Source organism: Micromonospora reichwaldensis, from assembly GCF_031845925.1.
GTDB classification, from domain to species: domain Bacteria; phylum Actinomycetota; class Actinomycetes; order Mycobacteriales; family Micromonosporaceae; genus Micromonospora; species Micromonospora reichwaldensis.
The window spans coordinates 169,431-193,603 of the sequence record NZ_JAVRFL010000001.1 but is presented as its reverse complement, the minus strand read 5'-3'; the positions used below and the strand labels follow the sequence as shown (position 1 = coordinate 193,603).

At 72.0% G+C, this 24,173-nt stretch carries 18 protein-coding genes and 1 pseudogene; 10 read left to right on the top strand and 9 right to left on the bottom strand.

The annotated features are described in order from the left end of the window. Positions 1-2 precede the first annotated feature (2 nt). The gene (locus RM555_RS00920; protein WP_121397428.1) at positions 3-641 is read right to left on the bottom strand and encodes a PadR family transcriptional regulator; all 639 of its coding nucleotides are present in this window, start codon (positions 639-641) and stop codon (positions 3-5) included. A gap of 174 nt (positions 642-815) precedes the next feature. Here RM555_RS00920 and RM555_RS00915 point away from each other — a divergent pair, with 174 nt between their 5' ends. From RM555_RS00915 to RM555_RS00905, 3 genes are all read left to right on the top strand, one after another. Continuing rightward, a complete protein-coding gene (locus RM555_RS00915; RefSeq protein WP_311409953.1) occupies positions 816-1,283 on the top strand; it encodes a DUF5318 domain-containing protein in 468 nt (155 codons plus the stop codon). 197 nt (positions 1,284-1,480) lie between these two features. Beyond that, positions 1,481-4,423, top strand: coding sequence for a transglycosylase domain-containing protein (locus RM555_RS00910; RefSeq protein ID WP_311409952.1), 2,943 nt, complete (start codon positions 1,481-1,483; stop codon positions 4,421-4,423). 117 nt (positions 4,424-4,540) lie between these two features. Beyond that, a complete protein-coding gene (locus RM555_RS00905) occupies positions 4,541-6,046 on the top strand; it encodes a glycosyltransferase family 87 protein (protein ID WP_311409951.1) in 1,506 nt (501 codons plus the stop codon). Positions 6,047-6,093: 47 nt separating this feature from the next. Here RM555_RS00905 and RM555_RS00900 read toward each other — a convergent pair whose 3' ends face one another. After that, the gene (locus tag RM555_RS00900; protein ID WP_311409950.1) at positions 6,094-8,268 is read right to left on the bottom strand and encodes a hypothetical protein; all 2,175 of its coding nucleotides are present in this window, start codon (positions 8,266-8,268) and stop codon (positions 6,094-6,096) included. Beyond that, the gene (locus RM555_RS00895; protein ID WP_311409949.1) at positions 8,265-9,056 is read right to left on the bottom strand and encodes a deoxyribonuclease IV; all 792 of its coding nucleotides are present in this window, start codon (positions 9,054-9,056) and stop codon (positions 8,265-8,267) included. The genes RM555_RS00900 and RM555_RS00895 overlap by 4 nt, the downstream gene beginning before the upstream one ends. 640 nt (positions 9,057-9,696) lie before the next feature. Between RM555_RS00895 and rpsF the strand changes: the two genes are divergently transcribed. From rpsF to rplI, 4 genes are all read left to right on the top strand, one after another. Continuing rightward, positions 9,697-9,987 (top strand): 30S ribosomal protein S6, encoded by a 291-nt coding sequence (gene rpsF / locus RM555_RS00890; protein ID WP_121397433.1) that lies wholly within the window; start codon positions 9,697-9,699, stop codon positions 9,985-9,987. Between the two features lie 80 nt (positions 9,988-10,067). After that, positions 10,068-10,607, top strand: coding sequence for a single-stranded DNA-binding protein (locus RM555_RS00885; protein WP_199729229.1), 540 nt, complete (start codon positions 10,068-10,070; stop codon positions 10,605-10,607). Positions 10,608-10,648: 41 nt separating this feature from the next. Further along, positions 10,649-10,888 (top strand): 30S ribosomal protein S18, encoded by a 240-nt coding sequence (gene rpsR / locus RM555_RS00880; RefSeq protein ID WP_007073789.1) that lies wholly within the window; start codon positions 10,649-10,651, stop codon positions 10,886-10,888. 14 nt (positions 10,889-10,902) lie between these two features. Then, positions 10,903-11,349 (top strand): 50S ribosomal protein L9, encoded by a 447-nt coding sequence (gene rplI, locus RM555_RS00875; protein ID WP_089002825.1) that lies wholly within the window; start codon positions 10,903-10,905, stop codon positions 11,347-11,349. 260 nt (positions 11,350-11,609) lie between these two features. Here rplI and RM555_RS00870 read toward each other — a convergent pair whose 3' ends face one another. After that, entirely contained in the window at positions 11,610-13,217 is a 1,608-nt protein-coding gene (locus RM555_RS00870) for a hypothetical protein (protein ID WP_311409948.1), read from the bottom strand. 392 nt (positions 13,218-13,609) lie between these two features. On the opposite strand from RM555_RS00870, the gene dnaB reads away from it, so the two are divergent. Beyond that, the gene (dnaB, locus tag RM555_RS00865) at positions 13,610-16,522 is read left to right on the top strand and encodes a replicative DNA helicase (RefSeq protein ID WP_396888649.1); all 2,913 of its coding nucleotides are present in this window, start codon (positions 13,610-13,612) and stop codon (positions 16,520-16,522) included. Positions 16,523-16,537: 15 nt separating this feature from the next. Here the strand turns inward: dnaB and RM555_RS00860 are convergent, their stop codons facing one another. The 5 genes and pseudogenes from RM555_RS00860 to RM555_RS00840 all read right to left on the bottom strand — a co-directional run bounded on the left by RM555_RS00860 (position 16,538) and on the right by RM555_RS00840 (position 22,291). Beyond that, positions 16,538-17,218 (bottom strand): maleylpyruvate isomerase N-terminal domain-containing protein, encoded by a 681-nt coding sequence (locus RM555_RS00860; RefSeq protein WP_311409946.1) that lies wholly within the window; start codon positions 17,216-17,218, stop codon positions 16,538-16,540. Between the two features lie 114 nt (positions 17,219-17,332). Continuing rightward, positions 17,333-17,752, bottom strand: a complete 420-nt coding sequence (locus RM555_RS00855; RefSeq protein ID WP_311409945.1) for a TFIIB-type zinc ribbon-containing protein — start codon at positions 17,750-17,752, stop codon at positions 17,333-17,335. A gap of 22 nt (positions 17,753-17,774) precedes the next feature. Further along, positions 17,775-18,407: a phosphoribosyltransferase gene (locus tag RM555_RS00850; RefSeq protein ID WP_311409944.1), complete on the bottom strand. Its 633-nt coding sequence runs from the start codon at positions 18,405-18,407 to the stop codon at positions 17,775-17,777. Further along, positions 18,397-19,721, bottom strand: a pseudogene (locus RM555_RS00845) (glycosyltransferase 87 family protein); the annotation flags it as partial. The gene RM555_RS00850 and the pseudogene RM555_RS00845, both read right to left, overlap by 11 nt. A 65-nt stretch (positions 19,722-19,786) precedes the next feature. Next, on the bottom strand, positions 19,787-22,291 hold the full coding sequence (locus RM555_RS00840) for a putative bifunctional diguanylate cyclase/phosphodiesterase (protein WP_396888648.1): 2,505 nt from the start codon (positions 22,289-22,291) through the stop codon (positions 19,787-19,789). A gap of 890 nt (positions 22,292-23,181) precedes the next feature. On the opposite strand from RM555_RS00840, the gene moaC reads away from it, so the two are divergent. Together moaC and RM555_RS00830 are read left to right on the top strand one after the other, a co-directional pair. Beyond that, entirely contained in the window at positions 23,182-23,673 is a 492-nt protein-coding gene (gene moaC, locus RM555_RS00835) for a cyclic pyranopterin monophosphate synthase MoaC (protein ID WP_311409942.1), read from the top strand. After that, on the top strand, positions 23,670-24,140 hold the full coding sequence (locus tag RM555_RS00830) for a MogA/MoaB family molybdenum cofactor biosynthesis protein (RefSeq protein WP_311409941.1): 471 nt from the start codon (positions 23,670-23,672) through the stop codon (positions 24,138-24,140). Before moaC ends, RM555_RS00830 begins: the two co-directional genes overlap by 4 nt. The last annotated feature ends 33 nt before the right edge of the window (positions 24,141-24,173 follow it).

Sequence of the window (24,173 nt, the reverse complement as noted above, 5' to 3'; positions counted from 1 at the left end):
CATCACGGCCGCTCTTTCCTGGACTCTCCAGGCGGAGGCGGGCTGTTGTCTTCTCGTCGGCCGCCGGCCGTCCCGGTTGACGGGACCGTCGGGGCACGGCCGGAGCGCTCGTTGGCGATGAGCTCCTCCAGCCAGCGGACCTCGCGCTCACAGGCGTCCAGGCCGTGGCGCTGCAGTTCCAGCGTGTAGGCGTCGAGCCGCTCGGCCGCCCGACCGAGCACGTCGCGAAGCCCCTCGCGGCGTTCCTCGATCTTTCGCCGGCGACCCTCCAGGATGCGGAGTCGGGTCGCCTGGTCGGTCCGGGCGAAGAACGCGAAGTGCACGCCGAAGCCCGTGTCGTCGTACGTCTCCGGCCCGGTCTGCGCGATCAGTTGGGCGAAGCGTTCCTTGCCCTCCGCGGTGATCTCGTAGACCACCCGACCTCGTCGGCTGGTCAGCGCGGGAACCTCCTCGACCGTGGCGGGTGCCTCCGCGGCCTCGGTGATCCATCCCGCCGCCTGCAACCTGCGCAGCGTGGGATAGAGCGAGCCGTAGCTGATCGCCGCCCTGATCGCACCGAGCTTGGCGGTCAGCTCCTTGCGCAGCTCATAGCCGTGCATCGGAGACTCCTGCAGGAGGCCGAGGATGGCGAGCTCGAGCACGGGCCATCCTCTCTGTACCCTCTACGCGGAGCGGTAACCGCCGCGATGTATCGGACCGATACATCGCACGCTAGCGGATCGCCGTGATCAGGGCAAACCCCCGCTCCGAGGTTCTTCGGTCACGCATCGTCACCGTGGTCGCCCCGTCTGACGAGACCGCGTACCCTTCTCCGCATGCGTACGCAGCGCCAGGTAGTCGACTACTCGCTCCGGAAGCGAGCGGTGCTGCGTGAGCTCCTCGCGGGCCGGGTCGGCACGTACGACGTCTGCGACGCCTCGCCCTACCTGAAGAACGCCGCCCGCTTCCACGGTGAGCCGACCGACGAGCGGTGTCCGATCTGCCGGAGCGAGAACCTGACCCACGTCCACTACATTTACGGCGACGAACTCAAGCAGTCCGCCGGTCAGGCCCGGACACTGGCCGAGTTGCCGGTGCTGGCGATGACGGTGCGTGAGTTCCAGGTCTTCGTGGTGGAGGTGTGCCTCGGCTGTGACTGGAACCATCTCGTCGAGCAGTACCTGCTCGGCCGGGACGGCCTGGCCGGGAGTCCGGAGGGTGGGCAGGAGCAGGACGCGGTGGGCGGCGCGGCCGCCTCGGGCAACGGTGCGGGCAGTCGACGGAGGCGAGAGGCGCAACGGTGATCTTCGCTCGATCGGCCGACCCCGGCCAGCGCACGCACGCCTGGGGAGACCGACGGATCGTTGGTCTGATTGGCCCGATTGATTCGCAAGTGGCACCGGTCGACCGGCACGCACGTGCCGCCCTCGACAGGTGTCCCATCTCACGGCAAACCGGTGGCGGCGCAGTCGCGTCCCACCGCGACGGCAGGGTGTGAGGAATGAACTCGTACGGCGATTCCAGTTCCCCGCGCGGGCGGGCCCAGATCCCGGGCCAGCACGGCGACCCCGGCGGTGACGCCTCCGGGGGCGGCTGGTCGGCTGCACAGGACGGTACGGCACCCGCGGGCCGCGCCTCGGTCGCGCCCCGCGCCGCTGCCGGCGGACGGGCCTCGGTCGGCGGCTCGGCCGCCGTTCCGCCGCGCGCCGGTTCCGTCTCCGGTTCGGCGTCCGCAGCCGTCCCGCCGCGCGCCGGAACAGCCTCGGTGGGCTCCGCCTCGGTGGGTTCGGCCTCGGTCGGTCGGGCGGCGCCGGGCCGGGCCGTGCCGGTCTCGCCTGCGCCCGGCGTCGGCCGGGCGGCGGGCTCGGGTCGCGCTTCGGTGCCGGTCTCCCCGGCCGGCGGGCCGGCGGGTCGCGCCTCGGTGGGCTCCGCCGCCGTCGGCACCGCCCCGGCAGGACGGGCCAGCGTCGGGTCGGCGGCGGTCGGCGGCGTCAGCGGCCGTGCCTCGGCCCGGGCGAGCGTCTCCCCGGCCGCAGGCGGCCCGGGTGGGCCCGGCGGGCCGACCGGCCCCGGCCGGCGCGGGCGCGGCGCGGGTGACCCCGCCGGTGGGTCGCGGGCGAAGAAGCGCAAGCGGGTCAACATGCTGATCGCCGCCTTCGCCGTGTTCATCATGCTCGCCGGGCTCGGCGTCGTCGGCTTCACCTACTACTCGACAAACGTGGTCCTTCCGGAGGACACCACGCCGCCGCAGGCGACCACCCTCTACGCGTCCGACAACAAGACGATCATCGCGAAGGTCGGCACGCAGAACCGGACCCTGGTCACCATCGACCAGATCCCGAAGCACGTGCAGGACGCGGTCGCCGCGGCCGAGGACCGCAACTTCTACGAGCACTCGGGTGTGGACTACAAGGGCATCGTCCGGGCCGCGTGGAACAACGTCTCCGGCGGCAGCAAGCAGGGCGCCTCGACGATCACCCAGCAGTACGCGCGCAACGCGTTCGACAACCTGAAGGACGACACCTACGCCCGGAAGGTCAAGGAGGCGATCCTCGCCTCCAAGCTGAACGACGAGTACACCAAGCCGCAGATCATGCAGCACTACCTGAACATCATCTACTTCGGGCGGGGCGCGCACGGCATCGAGGCGGCGGCGCAGACGTACTACGGCAAGCCGGCGAACAAGCTGAGCGTGGCTGAGGGCGCGGTTCTCGCCGCGCTGATCAAGCAGCCGGAGGCCGGCGCGGGCCACAAGGGCTACGACCCGGCGGTGAACCTTGCCGACGCCAAGTCCCGCTGGGAGTACGTGATCGGTGGCATGGTCGCCGAGGGCTGGCTGAACGCCCCGGGCAAGCCGGCGGCGCCCACCCTGGCCGACTACCCGATGCCCAAGAAGCCGAACCAGGGCGGCGCCGGCATCGACTTCGGCGTCAACACCCCGTACGGCAACGTGATCAACTACGTCAAGCAGGAGATGCGGGACCAGGGCCTCTGCGTTGACGATGAATCGAAGGTCACCGACCAGAAGAAGCTCTGCTCGCAGGCCCTGATGTCCGGCGGCTACAGGATCCGTACCACGATCGACAGGAAGATCCAGGCGGCGGCGGTCGAGACGGCCCAGCGCAAGACCAAGGGCTCCGAACTGAACGGCCAGCCGAAGAACCTGATGGCGGCGGTAGTGGCGATCCACCCTGACACCGGTCGGGTGCTCGCCTACTACGGCGGTGACAACGGCACCGGAACCGACTACGCCGGTAAGAACACCGATTCCAACGGCAACGTCACTGGTGGGCACTCGCCCGGCTCCAGCTTCAAGATCTACACGCTGGCAGCGGCACTCAAGGAGGGTAAGGCCCTCGAGTCACGCTGGAAGGGCAAGGCGTTCACCCCGAAGGGCACCAAGTTCAAGGTCAGCAATGCCGGCGTCGACAACCCGGAGTGTGGCGATTCCTGCACACTGAAGGTCTCCACGCTCAAGTCGCTGAATGTGCCCTTCTATCACGTGACCCAGGAGATCGGTCCGGACAAGGTCATCAAGATGGCCGCCGACGCTGGCGTCACCACTATGTGGCGGACGGACACCAACCCGGCGAAGGCCTACGACCTGACCAAGGAAGACCCGAAGGACATCGCCCCGAACCCGTTCTTCCACGTGGTCGGTTACGGCCAGTACCCCGTAACGGTTCTGGATCACGCCAACGGCGTCGCTACCTTCGCCAACGAGGGCGTCTACAATAAGGCCCACTTCCTCTACTCGGTCGAGGCTCGGGACGAGACCACCGGAAAGTGGAAGAAGGTCGGCGGTGAGAAGCTCACCCCGAAGCAGCGCGTGGACAAGGGTGTCGTCGCCGACGTGACGTCGGTGCTCGAGCAGTACCCAGCGCAGGTCAACCACCGGCTGGAGGACGCTCGGAAGGCTGCCTCCAAGACCGGCACTTGGGAGCAGAAGCCGGACAGCCCGGAAAACGGCGACGCCTGGATGATCGGCTACACCCCACAGATCGCCACCGCCGTCTGGGTTGGCAATTTGCAGAACCGGCTCCCGCTCAAACTGAAGGACGGCCGCCGCGTCAGCGGTGCCAACCTTCCGGGCGACATCTGGGAGCGGTTCATGGAAGAGGCACACAAGACTGGAGACACCTACCGGGAGAAGAAGGACTTCCCGCCTGCGGCGAACGTCGGCGACCCGAACACCGGCAACGGTGAGGCGCCCCCGCCCCCGCCGCCTCCGACGGGCCCGCCGAACTGCGATCCGCTCGGCCTGTTCTGCCCCGGCGGCAACAACGGCGGTGGCAACCCTCCCGGCGGCCCCGGTGGCCCTGGTGGCCCCGGTGGCCCCGGCGGGCCCACCGCGCCCACCACCCCGACCGATCCGCGTCCCGGCCGGGACGGTGGCGGCGGCGGGCTGCTACCGAGCCTGACACCCAGACCGGACAACGACTGATCGACGAACGCCGCCGGCGGCCGGAGCGACTCTCCGGCCGCCGGCGGCGTTCCGCGTATCGACGTGTCGTGAGAGGGAGGGGACGCGGAGGCCCGATGTACGGCAGGATGCACCCTCATGAGCACGCAGTCGACGCGAGGCATCGACGACGCCGGTGCCCCTGACCATCCGTCCCGCTCCGACGGCTTCGTCCGGGGCGTCTCCGGCGCGATCGGCGGCCCGCTGGGCGACCACGCCGTCGCCCTGGACCGGCCCGCCGGGCGGGAGAGCCGGTTCTGGACCGCGACCCGCATTGTCCTGGCCCTGGTCTGCCTGACCCTGGCGTTGCACTGGGTGCAGAAGTCGCCCTGCCAGGACGGCGCCTGGCAGAACAACGTGCAGTACACCCGGTTCTGCTACACCGACGTGCTGGCCCTCTACTACGCCGAGCGGCTCAACGAGGGTGCGGTGCCCTACCAGGACCACCCCGTCGAGTATCCGGTGCTCACCGGGTACTTCATGGGCGCCCTCGGCCTGCCCGTGCACGCCCTCGGCCAGAACGACCCGGGGCTCAACCAGGGCATGTGGTTCTACAACCTGAACGCGCTGGTGCTCGGCGCGCTGGCGGTCGCCACCGTGGCGGTGCTCCTCGCCCTGCGCCGCCGTCGACCATGGGACGCCGCGCTCTTCGCGCTCGCCCCCGCGCTGATGCTCACCGCCACGGTCAACTGGGACCTGCTCGCCATCGGCCTGGCCGCGTTCGGCCTCTTCGCCTGGGCCCGCAGCCGACCACTGGCGGCCGGCGTCCTGCTCGGTCTCGCCGGGGCGGCCAAGATGTGGCCGCTGTTCATCCTCGGCCCGATCCTGGTGCTGGGGCTGCGCGCCGGGCGGCTCCGCGCCGCCCTCACCGCCTTCGGCGCGGCCCTCGTCTCCCTGGTCCTCGTGAACCTTCCGGTCGCCATTCCCTACCGGGAGAACTGGGACCGCTTCTTCGAGCTGAACTCGACCCGGCCCATCGACTGGGGCACCCTCTGGTACATCGGCCGCTACGTGGACGGAAAGTTCGGCAACGCCAACCCCGCCGACCTCGGGCCGTTCGAGTGGCTGAACGCCAACATCCCGACGTTGAACACCCTGTCGTACGCCCTCTTCGCGCTGGCCTGCCTCGGGGTGGCCGCGCTGGGGCTGCTGGCCCCGCGTCGGCCCCGGCTCGCCCAGCTCGCGTTCCTGGTGGTCGCCGCCTTCCTGATCTTCAGCAAGGTGTGGTCGCAGCAGTTCGTGCTCTGGCTGCTGCCGCTGGTGGTGCTCGCCCGCCCGAAGTGGGGCGCCTTCCTCGCCTGGCAGGTGGCCGAGGTCTGCTATTTCGTGGCCTTCTACGGCGAGCTGCTCGGCGCGGCGACCAGCAAGCCGGTCTTCCCGGAGGGCGTCTTCGTGCTGGCCTCGACGCTGCGCCTGGCCACCGTCGTGGTGCTCTGCGTGCTGGTCGTCCGGGAGATCCTGCGGCCGGAACTCGACCCGGTGCGCCGGACCTACGCCGACGACCCGGACGGTGGGCTGCTCGACGGCGCCCCGGACGCGCCCTGGCTCGACCGCTGGCGACGCCGCCCCGAGGTGCCGGCCGAGCCGACGCCTGCCGCCGCCTGACCGCTCCCGGCCGTCGGAGGCGACCCCGACGGCCGGGAGAACGCCGGTCAGAGGCGGTAGACGACCACGTCGCCGATTTCCTCGCGGGTGATGCCGAGCCCGTCGACCGGTGCGTCCACCGTGATCTCCCACGGCGTGCCGGCGATGTGGTCCCGCATCAGCAGCACGTTGCGTACGCCGAGAACGCGCAGGTAGTCGACGCTGGTCTGGTCGGGGAAGGCCAGCGTCACCCGGCGTACGTCGTCGAGTTGGCGCGGGGTGAAACCGCTGCCCCCGTTGACCACGTCCTGGAACTTGCTGGTGGACCAGAGCATCACCGGCTGGTCGAGGCTCTGGCTGCTCGGCAGCACCAGCAGCGGCCCGTCCACGGTGCGCATCGCGGCCGGCTGGGGCGGCACGACCGGGTGCGGCGTGGCGTTCAACCCCTCGCCGAGCACCAGCACCAGCGGCAGCAGCGTGGCCAGCCGCAGCCACGGGCTCGGCCAGGAGGGGATCCGCTCGGCGTAGACCTCCCGTACCCGGGTGGCGAACGCGCTGACCGCGCCCGCCGCGAGCAGCCCGAGCAGCAACGTGGTCCAGAGCATCAGCCGGCCCGGGGTGCGGATGCCGTTCCAGCCGGGCAGGTGATCGAACAGCGGCACGTAGGTGAAGGTGCCGTCGAAGAACCGGGTGCCCATCGCGAGCACCATCGTCACCACCACCCCGGCGAGCAGCAGCAGCCGGTGGCGCAGCTTCCACACCGAGAAGAAGAGCCCGCCGGCGGCGAGCGCGTAGAGCGCGAAGCCGGGCAGCAGGGTCATCTCCGGGTGCCAGGGCAGCGCCGCCCGCGCGCCCTCGTGCAGGGCGCCCCAGACCCGCGACTCGGCGGGCGCCGTGAAGAAGCCGGCCGCCGGCGGCGAGTAGACGCCGATGTCGCCGATGGAACGCTCCGCCTGCGGGTGCGCCCCCGCCACCTTGAAGTACGGGATGGCCAGCAGACCGCCGACACCGGCGAAGAACAGGCCACCGACCAGGTCCGCGATCAGCAACCGGCGGCCGAACGGGCGCTTGACCGGCCGGACGACCCACCGCCGCAGGAACCAGGTGACGGCCGCGACCAGCACGGTCCCGGCGAGGAAGTACGCGAACGGCAGCCCGATGCCGAAGCCGAGACTGAGTTGCCACGCCGCCACGAACCAGCCGGCGTAGACCCAACCGTCGTGCCGGCGCTCGGGGCGGTACCCGTGCCGCAACGACCAGCCGTGCCCCCGGGCGAGCATCGCCAACGCCAGCGGGATGCCGCCGTTGGAGATCACGTGCAGGTGCCCGGCCTGGGCCAGCAGCCACGGCGCGTACGCGAAGCCCGCCCCGGCCACCGCGGAACCGATCCGGCCGGCGCCGAGCTGACGGGCCAGCGCGTACGCCCCGAGCATGGCGAGCGCGTGGGCCAGCACGAACATGATGTTGTAGCGGAGCACGGCGGCCTCGGGGCCGGTGCCGATCATGCCCGCCGGGGCATAGCCGAGCAGGGTGTCGGAGAAGGCGAAGCTCCAGGACTCCGGGAAGAAGGTGTTCGACTGCCACAGCTGCCCCGGGTTGGTCAGCAGGATGTGCCCCGACCAGGCCATCTGCCACGCCTGGAGGCTGGGATCCCAGTAGTCCTGCGGCAGGGTGTGTCGCGGGTAGCGCAGCGTGGGCCAGGTCAGCAGCACGGCCAACGCCAGCGAGGCGAGCGTCGCGAGCGTCCACTCGTGGATCAGCCGGCGACCGACCGCCCGCGCGGCGCGTCCGATCCGGGAGGGCACCGGTTCGGGGGCGGACGCGAAGGCCTCCCACCGGTCCGGCTTTCCCTCCTTGTCACCCCCGTCCTGGCTCTTGCCGGCCGCCTTGTCGCCTTCCTTGCCCCCGGCGTCGGCCCCGGCCGTACCGGCTGAGCCCGCCTTGGCGTCCGGCTTGTCGGCTGCCTTGGCGCCGCCCTTGCCCGCCTTGGTGTCCGTCTTGCTGGCTGAGCCGGCCTTGGCGCCGTCGTTGTCGGTTCCACCGGCCTTGGGCTCGGCTGCTTCAGCCTTGGATTGGGTCCCGCCGGTCCTGGGTTCGGCCCCGGCGGTCCTGGCGGCGGCCGGGCCGGTCGTGGCGCCGGTCGTGTCGGCCTTTCCGGCGGCTTCCGGCTTCCCGGCAGCGTCGGCCGCCTCGGCGGCGGCGTCGGGACGGGGGCTGCCGGAGGCGGACTGCTCGGTCGTCATGCCGCCGGGCTCCCCGCGCCCAGCCGGTCGCGCAGGAAGGCGATGTCGGCGCCCTGACCGTCGACCCCGCCCGGGGTCTCGACGATGACCGGTGCGCCGGCCGCGCGGATGACCGCCACCACCAGCTCCGGGTCGATCGTGCCGCCGTCGAGGTTGTCGTGCCGGTCCTGGCCGGAGTTGAATGCGCCCTTGGAGTTGTTGGCGTGCACCAGGTCGATCCGGCCGGTGATCGCCTTGACCCGGTCGACGAGCCCGAGCAGCTCCTCGCCGCCGGCGTGGGCGTGGCAGGTGTCCAGGCAGAAGCCCACTTCGTGATCGCCGACGGCGTCCCAGAGGCGGGCGAGCGCGTCGAGCCGCCGGGCGCAGGCGTTGTCACCGCCGGCGGTGTTCTCGATCAGGACGGGCACGCCGAAGCCGCCGGAGTCCGCCGCGTACGCGAAGGTCTTGCGCCAGTTGTCGAAGCCGACGGCCAGGTCGTCGCCGGCGTTGACGTGCCCGCCGTGCACGATCAGCCCTTTGGCGCCGATGGCGGCGGCCGCCTGGGCGTGCCCGAGCAGCAGCTTGCGGCTGGGGATCCGGATCCGGTTGTTCAGGGTCGCGACGTTGATGACGTACGGCGCGTGCACGTAGAGGTCGACGCCCGCGGCCCGCAGCCGGTCCGCGTCCTCCCGCGGCTGCGGCGCCTTCCACCCCTGGGGGTCGGAGAGGAAGAACTGCACGGCCTCGGCCCCTCGGGCGGTCGCCTCCGCCACCGGGTCGGTCGAATCGACGTGGGCTCCGATACGCATGCAGGGGAGCCTACGTCGCGTCGCCGACAGCCGGGATGACGGCGGTGGTGAACTCCCCGTCCCTCGCGTCACCTCCCGGCGTCGGCGGTCGTTGATGCGAGTGGGATCCACGGTTGCCGCAGCCGGCCCGGAACGGCCGCTGGTCGGCCTGCCCCGGAGGCGCGTCGAACCGCCCGAGAGCGGGGGCACCCCCGTCGCGCGGCCCGGCGCGGCGGGGGCCCGCCCTGACAGAACCGGGCTCATCGGGAAATTTGTCGGAGAATTCCGCCATTTCCCCCGACAAGGGGCAAGAGCCGTTGTAACGTCAGGTAACAACACGATAAAGCTCCGCGGGGCGTCCCCGGTCCAACCTCATCGGTGTGGTCGTTCCTCCCCAGGTCCCACCCAAGGAATGCGGACGGGACGCCCCGCGGCCTCGTGTACGGGGGCTCGCATCGACAGCGACGTCGATGCGGGCCCCCGTCGCCTCGCCCGGTGGAACGGCCCCGCCGACCACCCCGGGCATGATCGTCGGGACCGGGTATCCTGGTCCGGTTGTCCGCGTACGGCCGGGTTCCCCCGGAACCGGCGCGGGCCACGACGCACGACCTCCTGCCACGGAAGGACCGTGGCCGCTTAGCCCACAGGAGGTGAGCACGTCTTGCGTCATTACGAAGTCATGGTGATCCTCGACCCCAGCCTCGAGGAGCGCACCGTCGCCCCGTCTCTCGACACGTACCTGAACGTGATCCGGACCGCGGGTGGCTCGGTCGAGAAGACGGACGTGTGGGGCCGCCGGCGCCTCGCGTACGAGATCAACAAGAAGGCCGAAGGCATCTACGCCGTCATCGACCTGCAGGCGACGCCCGCAGCGGTGGCCGAGCTGGACCGTCAGCTGCGGCTCAACGAGTCCGTGCTGCGCACCAAGGTCATCCGGCCGGAGATGCGCTAAAGCATTCAACCCGGTTCACCCGGATCAGCCTCATCGGCACTGTCGGAGGGCTCTGAGAGCCTGTACGGCAGAACTGATGAGTGCGCGAGGAGATGGTCATGGCAGGAGACACCACCATCACGGTCATCGGCAACCTGACCGATGACCCCGAGTTGCGGTTCACCCCCTCCGGTGCGGCGGTCGCCAAGTTCCGGGTCGCTTCGACGCCCCGGTTCATGGACAAGGCCTCCGGCGAGTGGAAGGACGGCGAGCCGCTCTTCCTGGCGTGCACCGTGTGGCGCCAGGCGGCGGAGCACGTCGCCGAGTCGCTCCAGCGGGGCGCCCGCGTGATCGTCTCGGGCCGGCTGCGTCAGCGGTCCTACGAGACGCGCGAGGGCGAGAAGCGCACCGTCATCGAGCTCGAGGTCGACGAGATCGGCCCGTCGCTGCGCTACGCCACGGCGAAGGTGCAGAAGATGTCCCGCTCCGGCGGCGGTGGCGGCGGCTTCGGCGGCGGTGGTGGTGGAGGTGGCCAGGGCGGCGGCGGAGGCAACTTCGACGACCCCTGGGCCTCGGCTGCACCGGCACCCTCGCGCGGTGGTTCGGGTGGCGGCAACTTCGACGAGGAGCCCCCGTTCTAATGGCGCCGAGCGCCCGCGATCGCAAACCAGGAGCACGAGCAATGGCCAAGGCCGCTGCACTTCGCAAGCCGAAGAAGAAGGTGAACCCGCTCGACAAGGACGGGATCACCTACATCGATTACAAGGACACCGCGCTGCTGCGCAAGTTCATCTCCGACCGCGGCAAGATCCGCGCTCGGCGGGTGACCGGCGTGACCTCGCAGCAGCAGCGGCAGATCGCCCGTGCGGTCAAGAACGCCCGTGAGATGGCGCTCCTGCCGTACACGGCCACGGCCCGCTGAGAGGAGGCACCGATATGAAGATCATCCTGACTCAGGAGGTGTCCGGCCTCGGTGCCCCGGGCGACATCGTCGAGGTCAAGAACGGCTACGGCCGTAACTACCTGCTGCCGCAGGGCTTCGCGATCGCCTGGACCAAGGGTGCGGAGAAGCAGGTCACGGTCATCAAGCGGGCCCGCTCGGCCCGCGAGATCCGCGACCTCGGCCACGCCAACGAGGTCAAGGGCCAGCTCGAGGGCCTCAAGGTCAACCTGAAGGCCCGCGCCGGCGACGGTGGTCGGCTCTTCGGCTCGGTCACCCCGACCGAGATCGTCGACGCCGTCAAGGCCGCCGGTGGTCCGGTCCTCGACCGTCGTCGGCTGGAGCTGTCCGGTCCCATCAAGTCGACCGGCTCCTACCCGGTGCAGATCAAGCTGCACCCCGAGGTGACCGCCAAGTTCGACCTCAACGTCGTCCAGGGCTGACACCTCACCCGAGCACCACGACAGGGCCCGCACCGACCGGTGCGGGCCCTGTTCGTGTACGGCCTGCGGCGTACTCTCCCGCTCGTGCGTCGGCCAGCTCGTCGCGGGTGCGGGCCGACCAGGGCGGCGGCGCGTCAGCCACCGGGCGGCCACGCTGATCATCAGCCGACAAGCTGGCCGGCGCCTTCGGCGAGCAGCGGCACCATGGTCGTGCGGTCGCGCTGATCCGCGTGGGCCCAGCACTCGATGATCGCGGCTCGTCAGCCGATCGGCTGGCCCGTCACCGCGCTGATCATCACCGTCGAGAGACCGCCGCCGACCACGGCCGCCGCCAGCGCGACGCTGGCCGAACGCCACGTCGTCCCGACCCGGCGCAGCAGCAGCGCCACGACCAGGCTGCTGGCCAGCGCCAACCCGAAGCGCGGCAGGCCCGCTGCCAGCGAGCCCAGCGCCCGCGCCCGGGGCGAGTCGCAACCCCCTCCGCTGATGTCGGTGACACACCCCGCCGGCACCTGCCCGTCCAGGGTCAGCAACCAGACGAAGATCAGCACCGCCGGCACCAGATAGCACGCAACCGTGTAGAGCAGCGACCGCCACGGCCCGCCCGGATCGGGATCGAGCAGGTCGTCCTCGATACGACGGCCCCACGCCCCCGCCCCGGCGGTCCCGGCCCGACGGCGTACGGCCGACGCCGTCGCGGCACCGACCGGCTCGGCCACGCGCCGACGCGGTGCCGCACGCGGCCGCGGCGCGGAGTAGGGCACCACGGGTGACCGGGGCGCGGACGCCGGCGGGTCCATCCAGCGGGGATCGTCGCCCGCCAGCCGGGTGCCCGACCAGAAACCCTCGCTCCGGTCGTCCCGCCCCGGCCAGGGCCATTCCTGCACGGCGCCCCCGCCGGAACCCGGCGCGGTCCTGTCCCACCCACCGTCGTCGGAACACCGCTCCCACGCACCGGTGTCGTCGGACCGGCGCCACTCACCGGTACCGTCGGCCCGGTCCCACCGACCCGTGCCGTCGCTCCGGTCCCAGCTGCCGGTGTCGTCGGCCCGGTCCCACCGGCCAGTGTCGGTGTGGTCCCAGCGGTCGACCTCACCGGCCGGGCGCCACGCGTGCACACCCGACGCGTCCCACGCGTCCACCGCCGGAAGGGAAGGCGTGCTCTCGGACGCGGCGAGGTGCGACTCCCGGTCCCAGGGATCGACGGCGGGGCGGTCCTCCGCCGTCCGCCGGCCCCGGCGCGCCGGCCGCTCGGCCTCCCGATCCGGTACGGCCCCGGACACGTCCGCTTCCTCCAGGCCGGACCAGACGACCTGCGGGCGTTGCGACGGCAAGCGCCTCGGCCGACTCGGCGGCGCCGAGCCCGAGACAGGGTCGTCCTCGGCTCGCCGCCGCCCGGAGTATCCCCGCTCCTGCGGACGGTCGAACGTCCACTCTCCGGTGTGCTCCGACTGCGGGGCGGCGCCTAACGTCCACTCCCCGGTGTGCTCCGACTGCGGGGCCGCGCCGATCGCCGGGGTCTCGCGCCAGCTCGTCTCGCTGACCCGGTGCCAGCTGCTCGTGGTCTCCGTGGCCCGCCAGGCACCGGAGTGCGGTTGCTCGGCCTCGATCCCCACCTCGTCGTCGGGCGCGGCGTGGCGGCCACCGCCGTCGACGCTGCGGATCCCCGACTCCAGGGCCCAACGCGGCAGGTAGCTGTCGACCGGCTCCCGCTGCCCGCGCTCGACGGCCCGGCGCCGGCTCGGCGTGCGGTGCCGCGCGGGAGCGCGCTCGTACGGATCGACCGGTGCCGGATCGGCGGGATCGTCCCAGGGGGCGACCGGCTCGCGCGGACCGCCCTCTCCGCGTCCCCAGTCCCGGTTACTCACGGCCGGAGCGTGACCCTTCTCAACCGATGGCGCAATCCGCTGTGCAGGTGTAGCCGTTCGCTGGAGATAGTACGGGACGTTCGACCGCGCAGTTCGACCAAAAACTTGTCGTCCACAGGCTGGGGATTGTGTTTCCGCAGCTCAGCGCCTTGAGCCGGAGAATTCCCCAGCCGTTGTCCACAGGCTGTGCACACCCTGCGCACATGCTCGTCCCCCGCCGTCCACAGGTTGTCCCGAGGCTCGTCCACCGACGTGGTTGAGGGGCTGACCTCGGGTTCCGTATGGTTGGCCCCCGACCGGCCGTGCGATGACCCCCGATCGACCGGCAGGTCGAGGTTGTCTACCCCGGCGACAGGGCTGGATCCAGATCCGACGCAGTGGAGGGGGGACCCGTGTCGGTCACCGACGACATGCGGGCGGACTCGCGATCGGGCGGGGGGCAGACGTCCCCGCCGCCGCAGCGCGACGGCCAGTTCGACAAGACCCCGCCGCAGGACGTCGCCGCCGAGCAGTGCGTCCTCGGCGGCATGCTGCTCTCCAAGGACGCCATCGCCGACGTCGTCGAGATCCTCAAGACCAACGACTTCTACCGGCCGGTGCACGCCACCATCTTCGACACCATCCTGGAGATCTACGGCCGGGGCGAGCCGGCCGACTCCATCACCGTGGCGGCGGCCCTGGCCGACTCCGGCGACCTGGTGCGGATCGGCGGCGCCCCCTACCTGCACACGCTGATCGCCAGCGTGCCGACCGCCGCGAACGCGGCGTACTACGCCCGGATCGTCAGCGAGCGGGCTGTCCTGCGGCGCCTGGTCGAGGCCGGCACCAAGATCGTGCAGTTGGGCTACGGCACGAGCCAGGGCGGCAGCCGCGACGTCGACGACATCGTGGACCTCGCCCAGCAGGCGGTCTACGACGTCACCGAGCGCCGCGTCAGCGAGGACTTCGCCGTACTCGCCGACATGCTCCAGCCGACACTGGACGAGATCGAGGCGGTGGGCGCCCAGGGCGGCGTCATGACCGGCGTCCCCACCGGCTTCACCGACCTGGACCGGCTGCTCAACGGCCTGCACGCGGGGCAGTTGGTGATCGTTGCCGGACGCCCCGGGTTGGGCAAGGCGCTCGCGCTGGACACCCCCCTTCCCACGCCGACGGGCTGGACCACCATGGGGGACGTGAAGGTCGGCGACGAGTTGCTGAGCGCTGACGGCCTGCCGACGAAGGTCACCGCCGCGTTCGAGGTACGGCACGACCGGCCGTGCTACGAGGTCGAGTTTTCCGACGGCTCGGTGATCGTCGCCGACGGTGAACACCTGTGGAAGACCACTACGCGGGCAAGCCGCCGCGCTGCCCCCGCCCGCCGCCGCAACCACTGGTCTCCCGAGGCCATCGAACGGCTGCACCGGGCAGCCGCCGGCGCGGCGCCCGGCGACGACGTCACGATCGCGGAGCTGGCCGCCGTGCTCGGCCCGGAGTTCACGCACACCGCCCACCGGGTGACGCGCGACATCGCCGACGAGTCGCCCGTCGTCATGCGCAGGCGCCCGCGTGTGCGCCCGGCCAGGGCCTATCCGGCCCGCCGTCTCTACCGCCAGTTGCTGGAGCGTGTCGAGCAGTGGTCGGAGAGCCTGGCGGCGGCGGAGCTGCAAGACGTGGTGACGACGGAGCAGATACGAGCGACCCTGCGTACGAACACGGCCGACCGACGACTCAATCATGCGGTCGAGAACGCCGCCGCACTCCGCCTTCCGGAACGCGAACTCCCGCTTGCGCCGTACACGCTCGGCGTCTGGCTCGGCGACGGCCACACGGCGGAAGGAAGGGTCACCACCGTCGACCCGGAGATCCTGGCCGGAATCGAGTCCGACGGCTTCGAGGTCAGACCTTCGGGGCCGATGGTCTACACCATTCGTCCGCCGCGGCTGCCCGCGATCCCGGACCGTGAATGCGTCGTCTGCCACGCCGTCTTCACGCCTCGTGGCCCGGCGATCCATACCTGCGGCCAGTCGTGTGGGGGCCGGTCGAAAGGACTCGTCCCTGCGGCGCGGCGCGAAGGTTGCGCCCACTGCGGGAGAGTGGACGCCAGCGCCTGGAACGAAAGTCGCAGGTGCCGCGACTGCCACAAGCGTTACGGCTCCTTCCGTGGTTACCTGCGGGCGGCCGGGGTGTTGGGCGACAAGCACGTCCCCGCCGCGTACCTGCGGGCCTCGGAGGCGCAGCGGCGAGCGCTGCTGGCCGGGCTGCTCGACACCGACGGCACCGTGACCGTCAGCGGGAACGTGCAGTTCACCACGACGTCCCCCCGCCTCGCCGAGGACGTGCACGAGTTGGTCGTCAGTCTCGGGTACCGCTGCTCGGTCAGCCGGAAGACCGTCAAGGGGCGCACCGCGGAAAGCTCGATCGCCTTCAACTTGAACTTCACGACGAGGGACGAAGTGTTCCGCCTGACCCGCAAGCGGGAGGCGCACCGGCTGCGGCGCCGTAGCGAGAGCAACTCCCGGACGGACAGCCGTTTCATCGTCGACGTCCGACCGGTGGCGAGCGTGCCGGTCCGGTGCGTCACGGTGGACAATCCCGAGCACCTCTACCTTGCGGGTCGGGCGATGATCCCGACACACAACAGCACGGCGAGCATGGACTTCGCGCGCAACGCCGCGATCAGGGCAAACCAGGCGGCGGCCATCTTCTCGCTGGAAATGAGCAAGGTCGAGATCGTCATGCGGCTGCTGTCGGCCGAGGCGCGCGTGCCCCTGCACGTCCTGCGCAGCGGCCAGCTCTCCGACGACGACTGGACCAAGCTCGCCCGCTGCATGGGCGAGATCAGTGAGGCGCCGCTCTTCGTCGACGACACGCCGAGCATGAACCTGATGGAGATCCGGGCCAAGGCGCGCCGGCTCAAGCAGCGGCACGACCTCAAGCTGATCGTGGTCGACTATCTCCAGCTGATGACCTCTCCGAAGCGCACCGAGAGCCGGCAGCAGGAGGTCGCGGACCTCTCCCGTGGCCTCAAGCTGCTCGCCAAGGAGGTGGAGTGCCCGGTGATCGCGGTCAGTCAGCTGAACCGTGGCCCGGAGCAGCGCACCGACAAGCGACCGCAGCTGTCCGATCTGCGTGAATCGGGCTCGATCGAACAGGATGCAGACGTCGTCATCCTGCTGCACCGCGACGACTACTACGACAAGGAGTCGCCGCGTGCCGGGGAGGCGGATTTTATTGTTGCCAAGCACAGAAATGGTCCGACCGACACGGTGACGGTGGCCGCGCAGCTCCACCTGTCGCGCTTCGTGGACATGGCCATCGTCTGAGGATGGCCGCGCCGGTCAGCCCAGCAGCGGGAACCATCCGGCGACCTCGCCGAGTTCGAGCTGGTCGCGGTCGGTGAGCGGCAGTCGGCCGGTGGCCTTGAGCAGAAACTCGGCGTCGCTCCACGCGGCCGGTCGGACGGCGTCATCGCTGAGCAGGCCGTCCATGGTGGTCACGGCGACCCGCGTGGCCAGCACCCCGGGCAGGGGCGCGTCGGGCAGGTCGAGGACCAGGTCCAGGTGGTGCACGACGGCCTCGGTGGTCAGCGTGGCGAGCAGGTCCGGCACCCGCAGCACGTGCCCCTGGGTGTTCACGTGGCCGTCGGGATCGGCCGCGCCCGCGGCGCGTACGGCGGCGGGTGCGGTGTCGGTCCAGAGCCGGACGATCCCGCCGGGGCGGTCGAAGGCGGCTGCGGAGCGGCGGGCCCACCAGGCGTGCCGCGCGCCGTCGGCGTCCTCCTCGGACGGGAACGCGCGCCAGTAGGTCACGTCGTCCACGTCCGCCGGGCCCTCGGCGGGGCTGGCCAGCGCGACCAGCGCTCGCTGGGCATCGCAGAGCACGTGGAACAGCAGGTCCGCGACGAGCCAGCCCCGGCACCGGGTGGGCCGTTGCAGGTCCGCGTCGTCGAGGTCGGTGACGACGCGGATGATCCCGTCGTACGCCTGCGCCAGCGCGAGGTGTCGTCCGCGGTGCGTCATGGAGCGCAGCGTCGCACGGCCGCCGCCGCTCGGCACGGCGAACGGCGGTGGCGCATGGCGTGGAACCACGGGTGACCGGGCCGGTCGAGGCACCGGCCCGGTCGACGGAGTGGCTCAGCCGAACATCTCGTCCAGGAAGCTCTTGTGCTTCTTGCGCTTGTAGTGCCCGTGGTAGCCGTGGTGCTGCTGGCCGTAGGCGGGGGCCGGCGGGTAGCCGTGCACCGGCGGGGGCGGCGGCGGGACGGTGCCGTAGCCCGGCTGGTGCGGGGCGGGAGCGGGCGGCGGGGGCGGCGGGGGCGGGTAACCACCCTGCTGGTGGCTCGGCTGGCCGGGGTAGCCGCCCTGCTGGTGGGCAGGCTGCCCCGGGGCCGCCGCGCCCTGCTGGCGACTCCAGTTGGCCTCCGCCTCGAACAGCTTCTCCAGCTCACCGCGATCGAGGAAGATCCCCCGGCATTCGCCGCACTGGTCGATGGTGACGCCGCTGCGCTCGTACTGGCGCATTTCTCCGTGACACTTGGGACAGGTCAGGCTCATCCTCCGACCGTACCCGGTCAGGTCACGCAGTCGCTGTCAGCGCTTCCGTAACTTCGGAGTCGGCGACCTCGTGGAAGTCCTCGTAGTAGGTGCTCACCGCCATGAACTCCGGCGGGTGCTGGGCGCAGACGACCTGGTCGGCCTCGGCGGCCAGCATCTCGTACGCCTCCTGCGAGCCGACCGGGACGGCCACCACGACCCGGCGGGCGCCGAGGTGACGGGCGACCTGGACGGCGGCGCGGGCGGTGGCCCCGGTGGCCAGGCCGTCGTCGACGATCACGGCGGTGCGTCCGGTCAGGTCGAGCGGTGGACGACCGGCGCGGTAGAGCCGTTCCCGCCGTTCCAGTTCGGCCTCCTCACGGCGGACGACCTCGGCGACGTCGTCCTCCGTGAGCCGACTGGCGACGACGTCGTTGAGGACCCGCACGCCGCCGGGGCCGAGCGCGCCGAAGGCCACCTCGGGTGCCCACGGCATGCCGAGTTTCCGGACGACCAGCACGTCGAGGGGTGCGCCGAGCCGCTCGGCGACCACCCGGGCCACGGGCACGCCGCCGCGTACCAGCCCGAGGACGATGACGTCCGGTGCACCGATGAGCGCGGTGAGCCGTTCGGCGAGCGTCCGGCCCGCCTCTTCGCGGTCGCGGTAGGTGGTCATGCCTCAGGTCTACGCCGTGTCGCCGGCCTCCGCCCGCCGGTTCGCGGAAACCGGGGGGTGCAGGGCGGGGGCCCACGCGAGGAGGGCGAGCGGGTAGAGCAGGTAGCCGAAGCGGGTCGTGGGCATCAGCAGGATCGCGGCGAGCAGGCCGTACCCGCAGATCAGGGCGGTCGTGACGGCGGTGCGGGGCGGACGGCGGGCGAGCCGGACGGCGATGGCCAGCCCGGCGGCGAGCAGGAGGGCGACGGCGACGGCGCGGCCGGCGGGCAGCGCGGTGGCGATCAGATGGCCGGGGAACGGCGACTGGGCGGGGCTGGTCACCAGGCCGTGCCCGAGCGGGAAGCGGAGCACGTTCTCGACCAGCGCGTCGTGGTCGACGAGCAGGGCTGGCAGCAGCGCGGCGGCGGGCACGCCGATCGCGCCCGCGGCGACCCGCAGGCCGGCCCGCCGGGTCAGCCCCCAGATGATCAGCACGAGGGCGACTGGCCAGGCGAAGAGCTTCAGCGCCCCGGCCAGGCCGACCGCGAGACCGGCCCGGCCCGGCCGGCCGGCGGCGGCGAGGGCGAGGGCGAGCAGGCAGAGCGCAAGTACGGGCAGGTCGTCGCCGCCGGTGGCGAGGGTGAGCGCGCAGATCGGGAGGACGGTGGCGGCCTGTACGCCCCGGAGCAGGGCGGCGCCGGTGTGGTCGTCCGTCCTCCGGCGTACGCCGCGGGTGAGGGCGCGGACGGCCAGGGCGAGCGCCAGCGCGGTCCCGACGGCGAACCAGACGCGGGCGTCGGTCCACCAGGCGTCGACGGCCGCCCGGGGCAGCCCGAACAGTGCCATTCCCGGCTGGTAGGGGGTGTAGCCGAGCAGTTGTTCGCCGGGTGGCAGGGCGGCGATGGCGTCGCGCCCGAGGTACGGCGTGCCGGTGTCGACGAGCCGCCGGCCGGACTCCTCGACGACCAGCACCTCCTCCTGCGCCCGGTCGGTGCGTCCGCCGGCCCGTTGGAGGCTCTGCCAGGCCAGCGGCAGCAGGGCGGTGGCGAACCAGGCGAACCCGGTGACCGCCCAGCGGGCCCGCAGCCCGGCCGGCGGCGATGCGGGGTCGCGCCGCCGCAGCAGGAGCTGGCCGGTCGCGGCGAGGGCCGCGAGGAGGTATCCGACGGCGGCGACGGCGCCCCAGGCCCGGTGCGGGAGCAGGGTGGACGTGGCGGCGGTGATCGCGGCGAACGCCGCCGACCCGGCGTACAGGCCGAGGTCGAGGGCGAGGCCGCCGGCGGCGGAGTCGAGGCGCTGCCAGCCACGGCGGCGGGCGGTCGGGGCGGCGGTCACGCGGGCCAGTCTGGCAGCAGGTGCGCGTCGCCGCGTCAGGTGGGCGGACGGCGCCTGCCGCCGCGTCAGGCGGGCAGGTGGCGGTCGGTGCGGCCGCGCCCGCCCGGCCGGCGGCCCGGGGCGAGCCGGATCACGGCTCCGGCGTCGTGCAGCGGAGGGGCGAGGGTGCCGGGGCTGCCCCCGGAGCCGCGCCGGAACGCCGCGAGGAGCGTGCCGGCGGGCACCGGCCGGGCGAAGAGGTGCCCCTGGCCGGCCGTGCAGCCCAACTCCCAGAGGGCCCGGCGCTGCGGCTCGCTCTCCACGCCCTCGGCCACCACGTCGAGCCCGAGGCTGCGGCCCAGGTCGAGGGTGGAGCGGATGACTGCGGCGGCCTCGGCGGAGGTCTCCATGGCGGTCACGAAGCTGCGGTCGATCTTCAGCTCGTGCACGGGGATGCGGGAGAGCAGCGACAGGGAGGAGTAGCCGGTGCCGAAGTCGTCGAGCGCCAGCCGGACCCCCTCGTCGCGCAGCCGGCTGAGCACCCGGTCGACCACGTCGAGCTGGCTGAGGGTGAGCGTCTCGGTCAGCTCCAGCACCAGCCGGTCGGGGGGCAGGTCGTGGGCCCGCAGCCGGGCGAGCACGGAGCCCGGGAAACGGGCGTCGAGGAGGCTGCGCGGCGACACGTTGACCGCCACGGGCACGTCGAAGCCGGCGTCCCGCCAGCTGCCCGCCGCGATCAGGGCCTGGTCGAGGATCGCCTCGGCGAAGGCGGGGAGCAGGCCCGAGCGTTCCACCGCCTCCAGGAAGCGCAGCGGATCGATCATCCCGTGGGTGGGGTGGTGCCAGCGGGCGAGGGCCTCGGCGCCGGTGACCCGGCCGGTGCCCAGGTCGACGATGGGCTGGAAGTTGACGGTGAACTCGTGGTCGGCGACGGCGCGCGGCAGTTCGCCGCCGAGGGTGAGCCGGCCGAGGTCGGCGGTGTCGCGGGTCGGTGCGTACGTCGAGGTCCGCTGACCGGCCCGTTTGGCCTGGTACATGGCCACGTCCGCGCGGCGCAGCAGCTCCGGCATGCCCCCGGTGGCGGGTGCGGCGGCGATCCCGCCGCTCGCCTCGACGCTGATCCGCATGCCGTCGAGGTCGAACGGCTCGTGCAGCGTGGCGAGCAGGGTCTCCGCGCGGTGCGCGGCCACCGCGGGGGCCGGCAGACCCCGCAGGAGTACGGCGAACTCGTCGCCGCCGAGCCGGGCCACCAGGTCCCCCTTGTGGGCGGCGTCGCGCAGCCGCTCGGCGACCTGCACCAGGACGTGGTCCCCGGCGGCGTGCCCGAGGGTGTCGTTGACCTCCTTGAAGTGGTTGAGGTCGATCAGCACCAGCGCGGTAACCCCGTCGGCGTGCCGGGTGTCGAGCTGTTCGGTGCCCTGGTCGAGCAGGTGTCGACGGTTGGCGAGCCCGGTCAGCGCGTCGTGGGTGGCGGCGTACGCGTGCTCGTCGGCGACCCGGGCCAGCTCGGCGTACGCCTGCGCGTTGCGCACCGCCGTGCAGAGCGCCGAGGCGAAGGTGCGCAGCGTGTACTGCTCCCGCTCGGAGAGCTGCACGGGACCCCGGAACCGCAGCCGCAGTACGCCCACGTCGACCGTCCGGTCGTGTCCCTCCAGGGCGGCGGGGACCACGGTGCCGTCCACGGCGGTCGGCTCGCCGGCCGGCCCGTCGTACGTGATGGCGACGGCGCCGCCGCGTACTGTCCGGCCACCGTCGCGCAGCTCGATCTCCACCTCGTCGGCGGAGAACAGTTCGGCGGCCTGGGTGACCGCGGTGGTGAGGACCTTGTCCAGGTCGACGACGTTGAGCGCGTCGGTGGTGCGGGCCAGCCGCTGCCACGCCTGCTGCTCGGTGCGGGCCTTGACCTGGTTGGAGTAGAGCAGGTGGAGGCTGAGCACGAGGGGCGGCACCGCCAGCAGGAGCCGGGGGTCCCCATGGAGGATGAACAACGTGGTGACGATGAGGACGAAGCGCGCCAGCGCGCTGGTCAGGCGCAGCCCGAGGTCCTCGCGGAAGAGTTGCCTGAGCCGGGTGCCCGTGGCGAGTGCGATGACCGGGAGGGTCAGCACTTCGTCGAGGACCACCGTGACGGCGTAGGCGACCCCGATCGGGCCGAGGGCCGGCCACAGGTCGGTGATCGGTGGGGATCCTCCGGCCGCGTGGAGGGCTGCTCCGCCGCCCACCGCCAGCAGCATGGTCTTGGCCACTCCGAAGGCGGCCTTCAAGGGCGGGAGCTTGGCGATGTACTGGGCTATCGCCACCCCGATGCCGGTGGTCAGGATCACCAGCGGAGTTGGCGCGACCGCCAGGCTGAGGATGATCGCTGTCTCACTCCAGGAGATCGCGTGGACCGTCGCGCGGATCCGGATCCGCCACTTGATCGTCATGGCGAGGAGAGCCAGGCAGATCAGAGTGAGCGGGAGCGTCAGGTGGTTGCGTGACCAGTCCAGCCGGGTCAGCTCGCGGAGACACAGGGCGGCTGCGATGGCGGCCGCAACGCAGACGAGGCCGACGTGCAGCGTGAGCCGCCGCTCGGCCTCTGTCTTGCCCACGTTCAGTCGTGTCACGGCATCCCGACTGCTTCCGACTGCAAAGCACGCCAAGATTACCCGCGGTCACGCGCCAGCCACAATCCTCAGTTCCACTCGTGTGCCGACATCGCTATCCCTCCCCGGTTTCGCGTTGGCCCTTGCGCGGCTGTGTGCCGCGACGCCGACAGCCTAAGTGCGGTTCGGCCAATTATGGAGGGATATATGTGACTATGGGCAATGGATGAGAACCGTGCCCTGCGGCGTGACTTTCCGCTTCTGGCCGGGAACTCAGTGCTGTGTTTCTATCGACTTCCGGTTAACGCTAGATAATGAACCGGTGGCGGCGTCGGCGCATCGGACACGACGGTGCAGTTTGCAGCGGCCGGCGGCGTGGCACCGGGTCGTGGCCCGTCTCCCGGGCACATCGCGTGGTCGAGGCCACCGCTTCCGTGCCGGTACGCCCGTCCGCCCGGGTGGTTCCGTCAGCGATCACCGCCTGCTGCCGCTCCCGACAAGGTCACGGAACGACCGCAGCAAGATGCACTCCGTACGTTGCCCGTCGCCGCCCCGATCGATGTGGCCGGAAGATTCTCCCGATGGTGATGATCGCTTCCGTGGTGTTGCGGAGTCAATGACGTCCCGTCGTTCCAGGACGGCATCCCGGGCCACCGTCCACCGGGAAGGGAGGGCTATCGGTCCGGTCCATGAAGTGGGAGGGAAACGGCCGTGGGACAACGGACCGGAAACGCGTTCCGAATTCGCGGCAGGGGTGGCCCACTCGCCTGGAGTCGCGGCTGTCGCGCGATCGAAAGGGACGTCGGTTCAGCCGGCGCGGGCCCTTCGTCGCCCGGCGAGGCGTGCCCGCGCCGGTGACCCCCGTGCACCCGTACCGGAAAGATAGGCTCGCGAGCGTGACCGATCCCGCGCAGCTCACCCACGTCGATCCGGCGGGCGCGGCCCGCATGGTCGACGTCTCCGCGAAGGCGGTCACCGGCCGCCTGGCCGTCGCCGCCGGCCGGCTCCGCACCACGCCCGAGGTCGTCGAGCTGCTGCGCCGCGACGGGCTGCCCAAGGGCGACGCGTTGGCGGTCGGCCGCCTCGCCGGCATCATGGGCGCGAAGCGCACCCCCGACCTGATCCCGCTCTGCCATCCCATCGCCCTGCACGGCGTCACGGTCGACCTGACGCTCACCGGCGACACCGTCGAGATCACCGCCACCGCGCGGACGGCGGACCGCACCGGCGTGGAGATGGAGGCGCTGACCGCGGTGGCCGTCGCCGGGCTGGCGCTCGTCGACATGGTCAAGGCGGTGGACCCGGCGGCCAGCGTCGACGCGGTCCGGGTGCTGCGCAAGGAGGGCGGCAAGACCGGCCTGTGGGTCCGCCCGCAGGAGCGGCCGTGATCCGGGCCCGGGTCGTCGTGGCGTCCAACCGGGCCGCGGCGGGGGTGTACGCGGACACCAGCGGCCCCCTGCTCGTCGCGGGCCTGCGCGACCTCGGCTGCGAGGTGGACGGGCCGGTGGTGGTGCCCGACGGCGAGCCCGTGGGCGAGGCGCTGCGCGCCGCCCTGGCCGACCGGATCGACGTGGTGCTGACCAGCGGCGGTACGGGGATCAACCCCTCCGACCGCACCCCCGAGGTGACCCGGGCGCTGCTCGATCACGAGATCCCCGGCATCGCCGAGGCGATCCGGGCGCACAGCCGCGACAAGGTTCCCGCCGCCGCGCTCTCCCGGGGGCTCGCCGGCGTCGTCGGCCGGATGCTGGTGGTCAACCTGCCCGGGTCGACCGGCGGGGCCAGGGACGGCCTCGCCGTGCTCGGGCCGATCCTCCGCCACGCCGTCGACCAGCTCCGCGGCGGCGACCACTGACGACGCGGGAGGGCCGCGACCAACCGGTGGGCG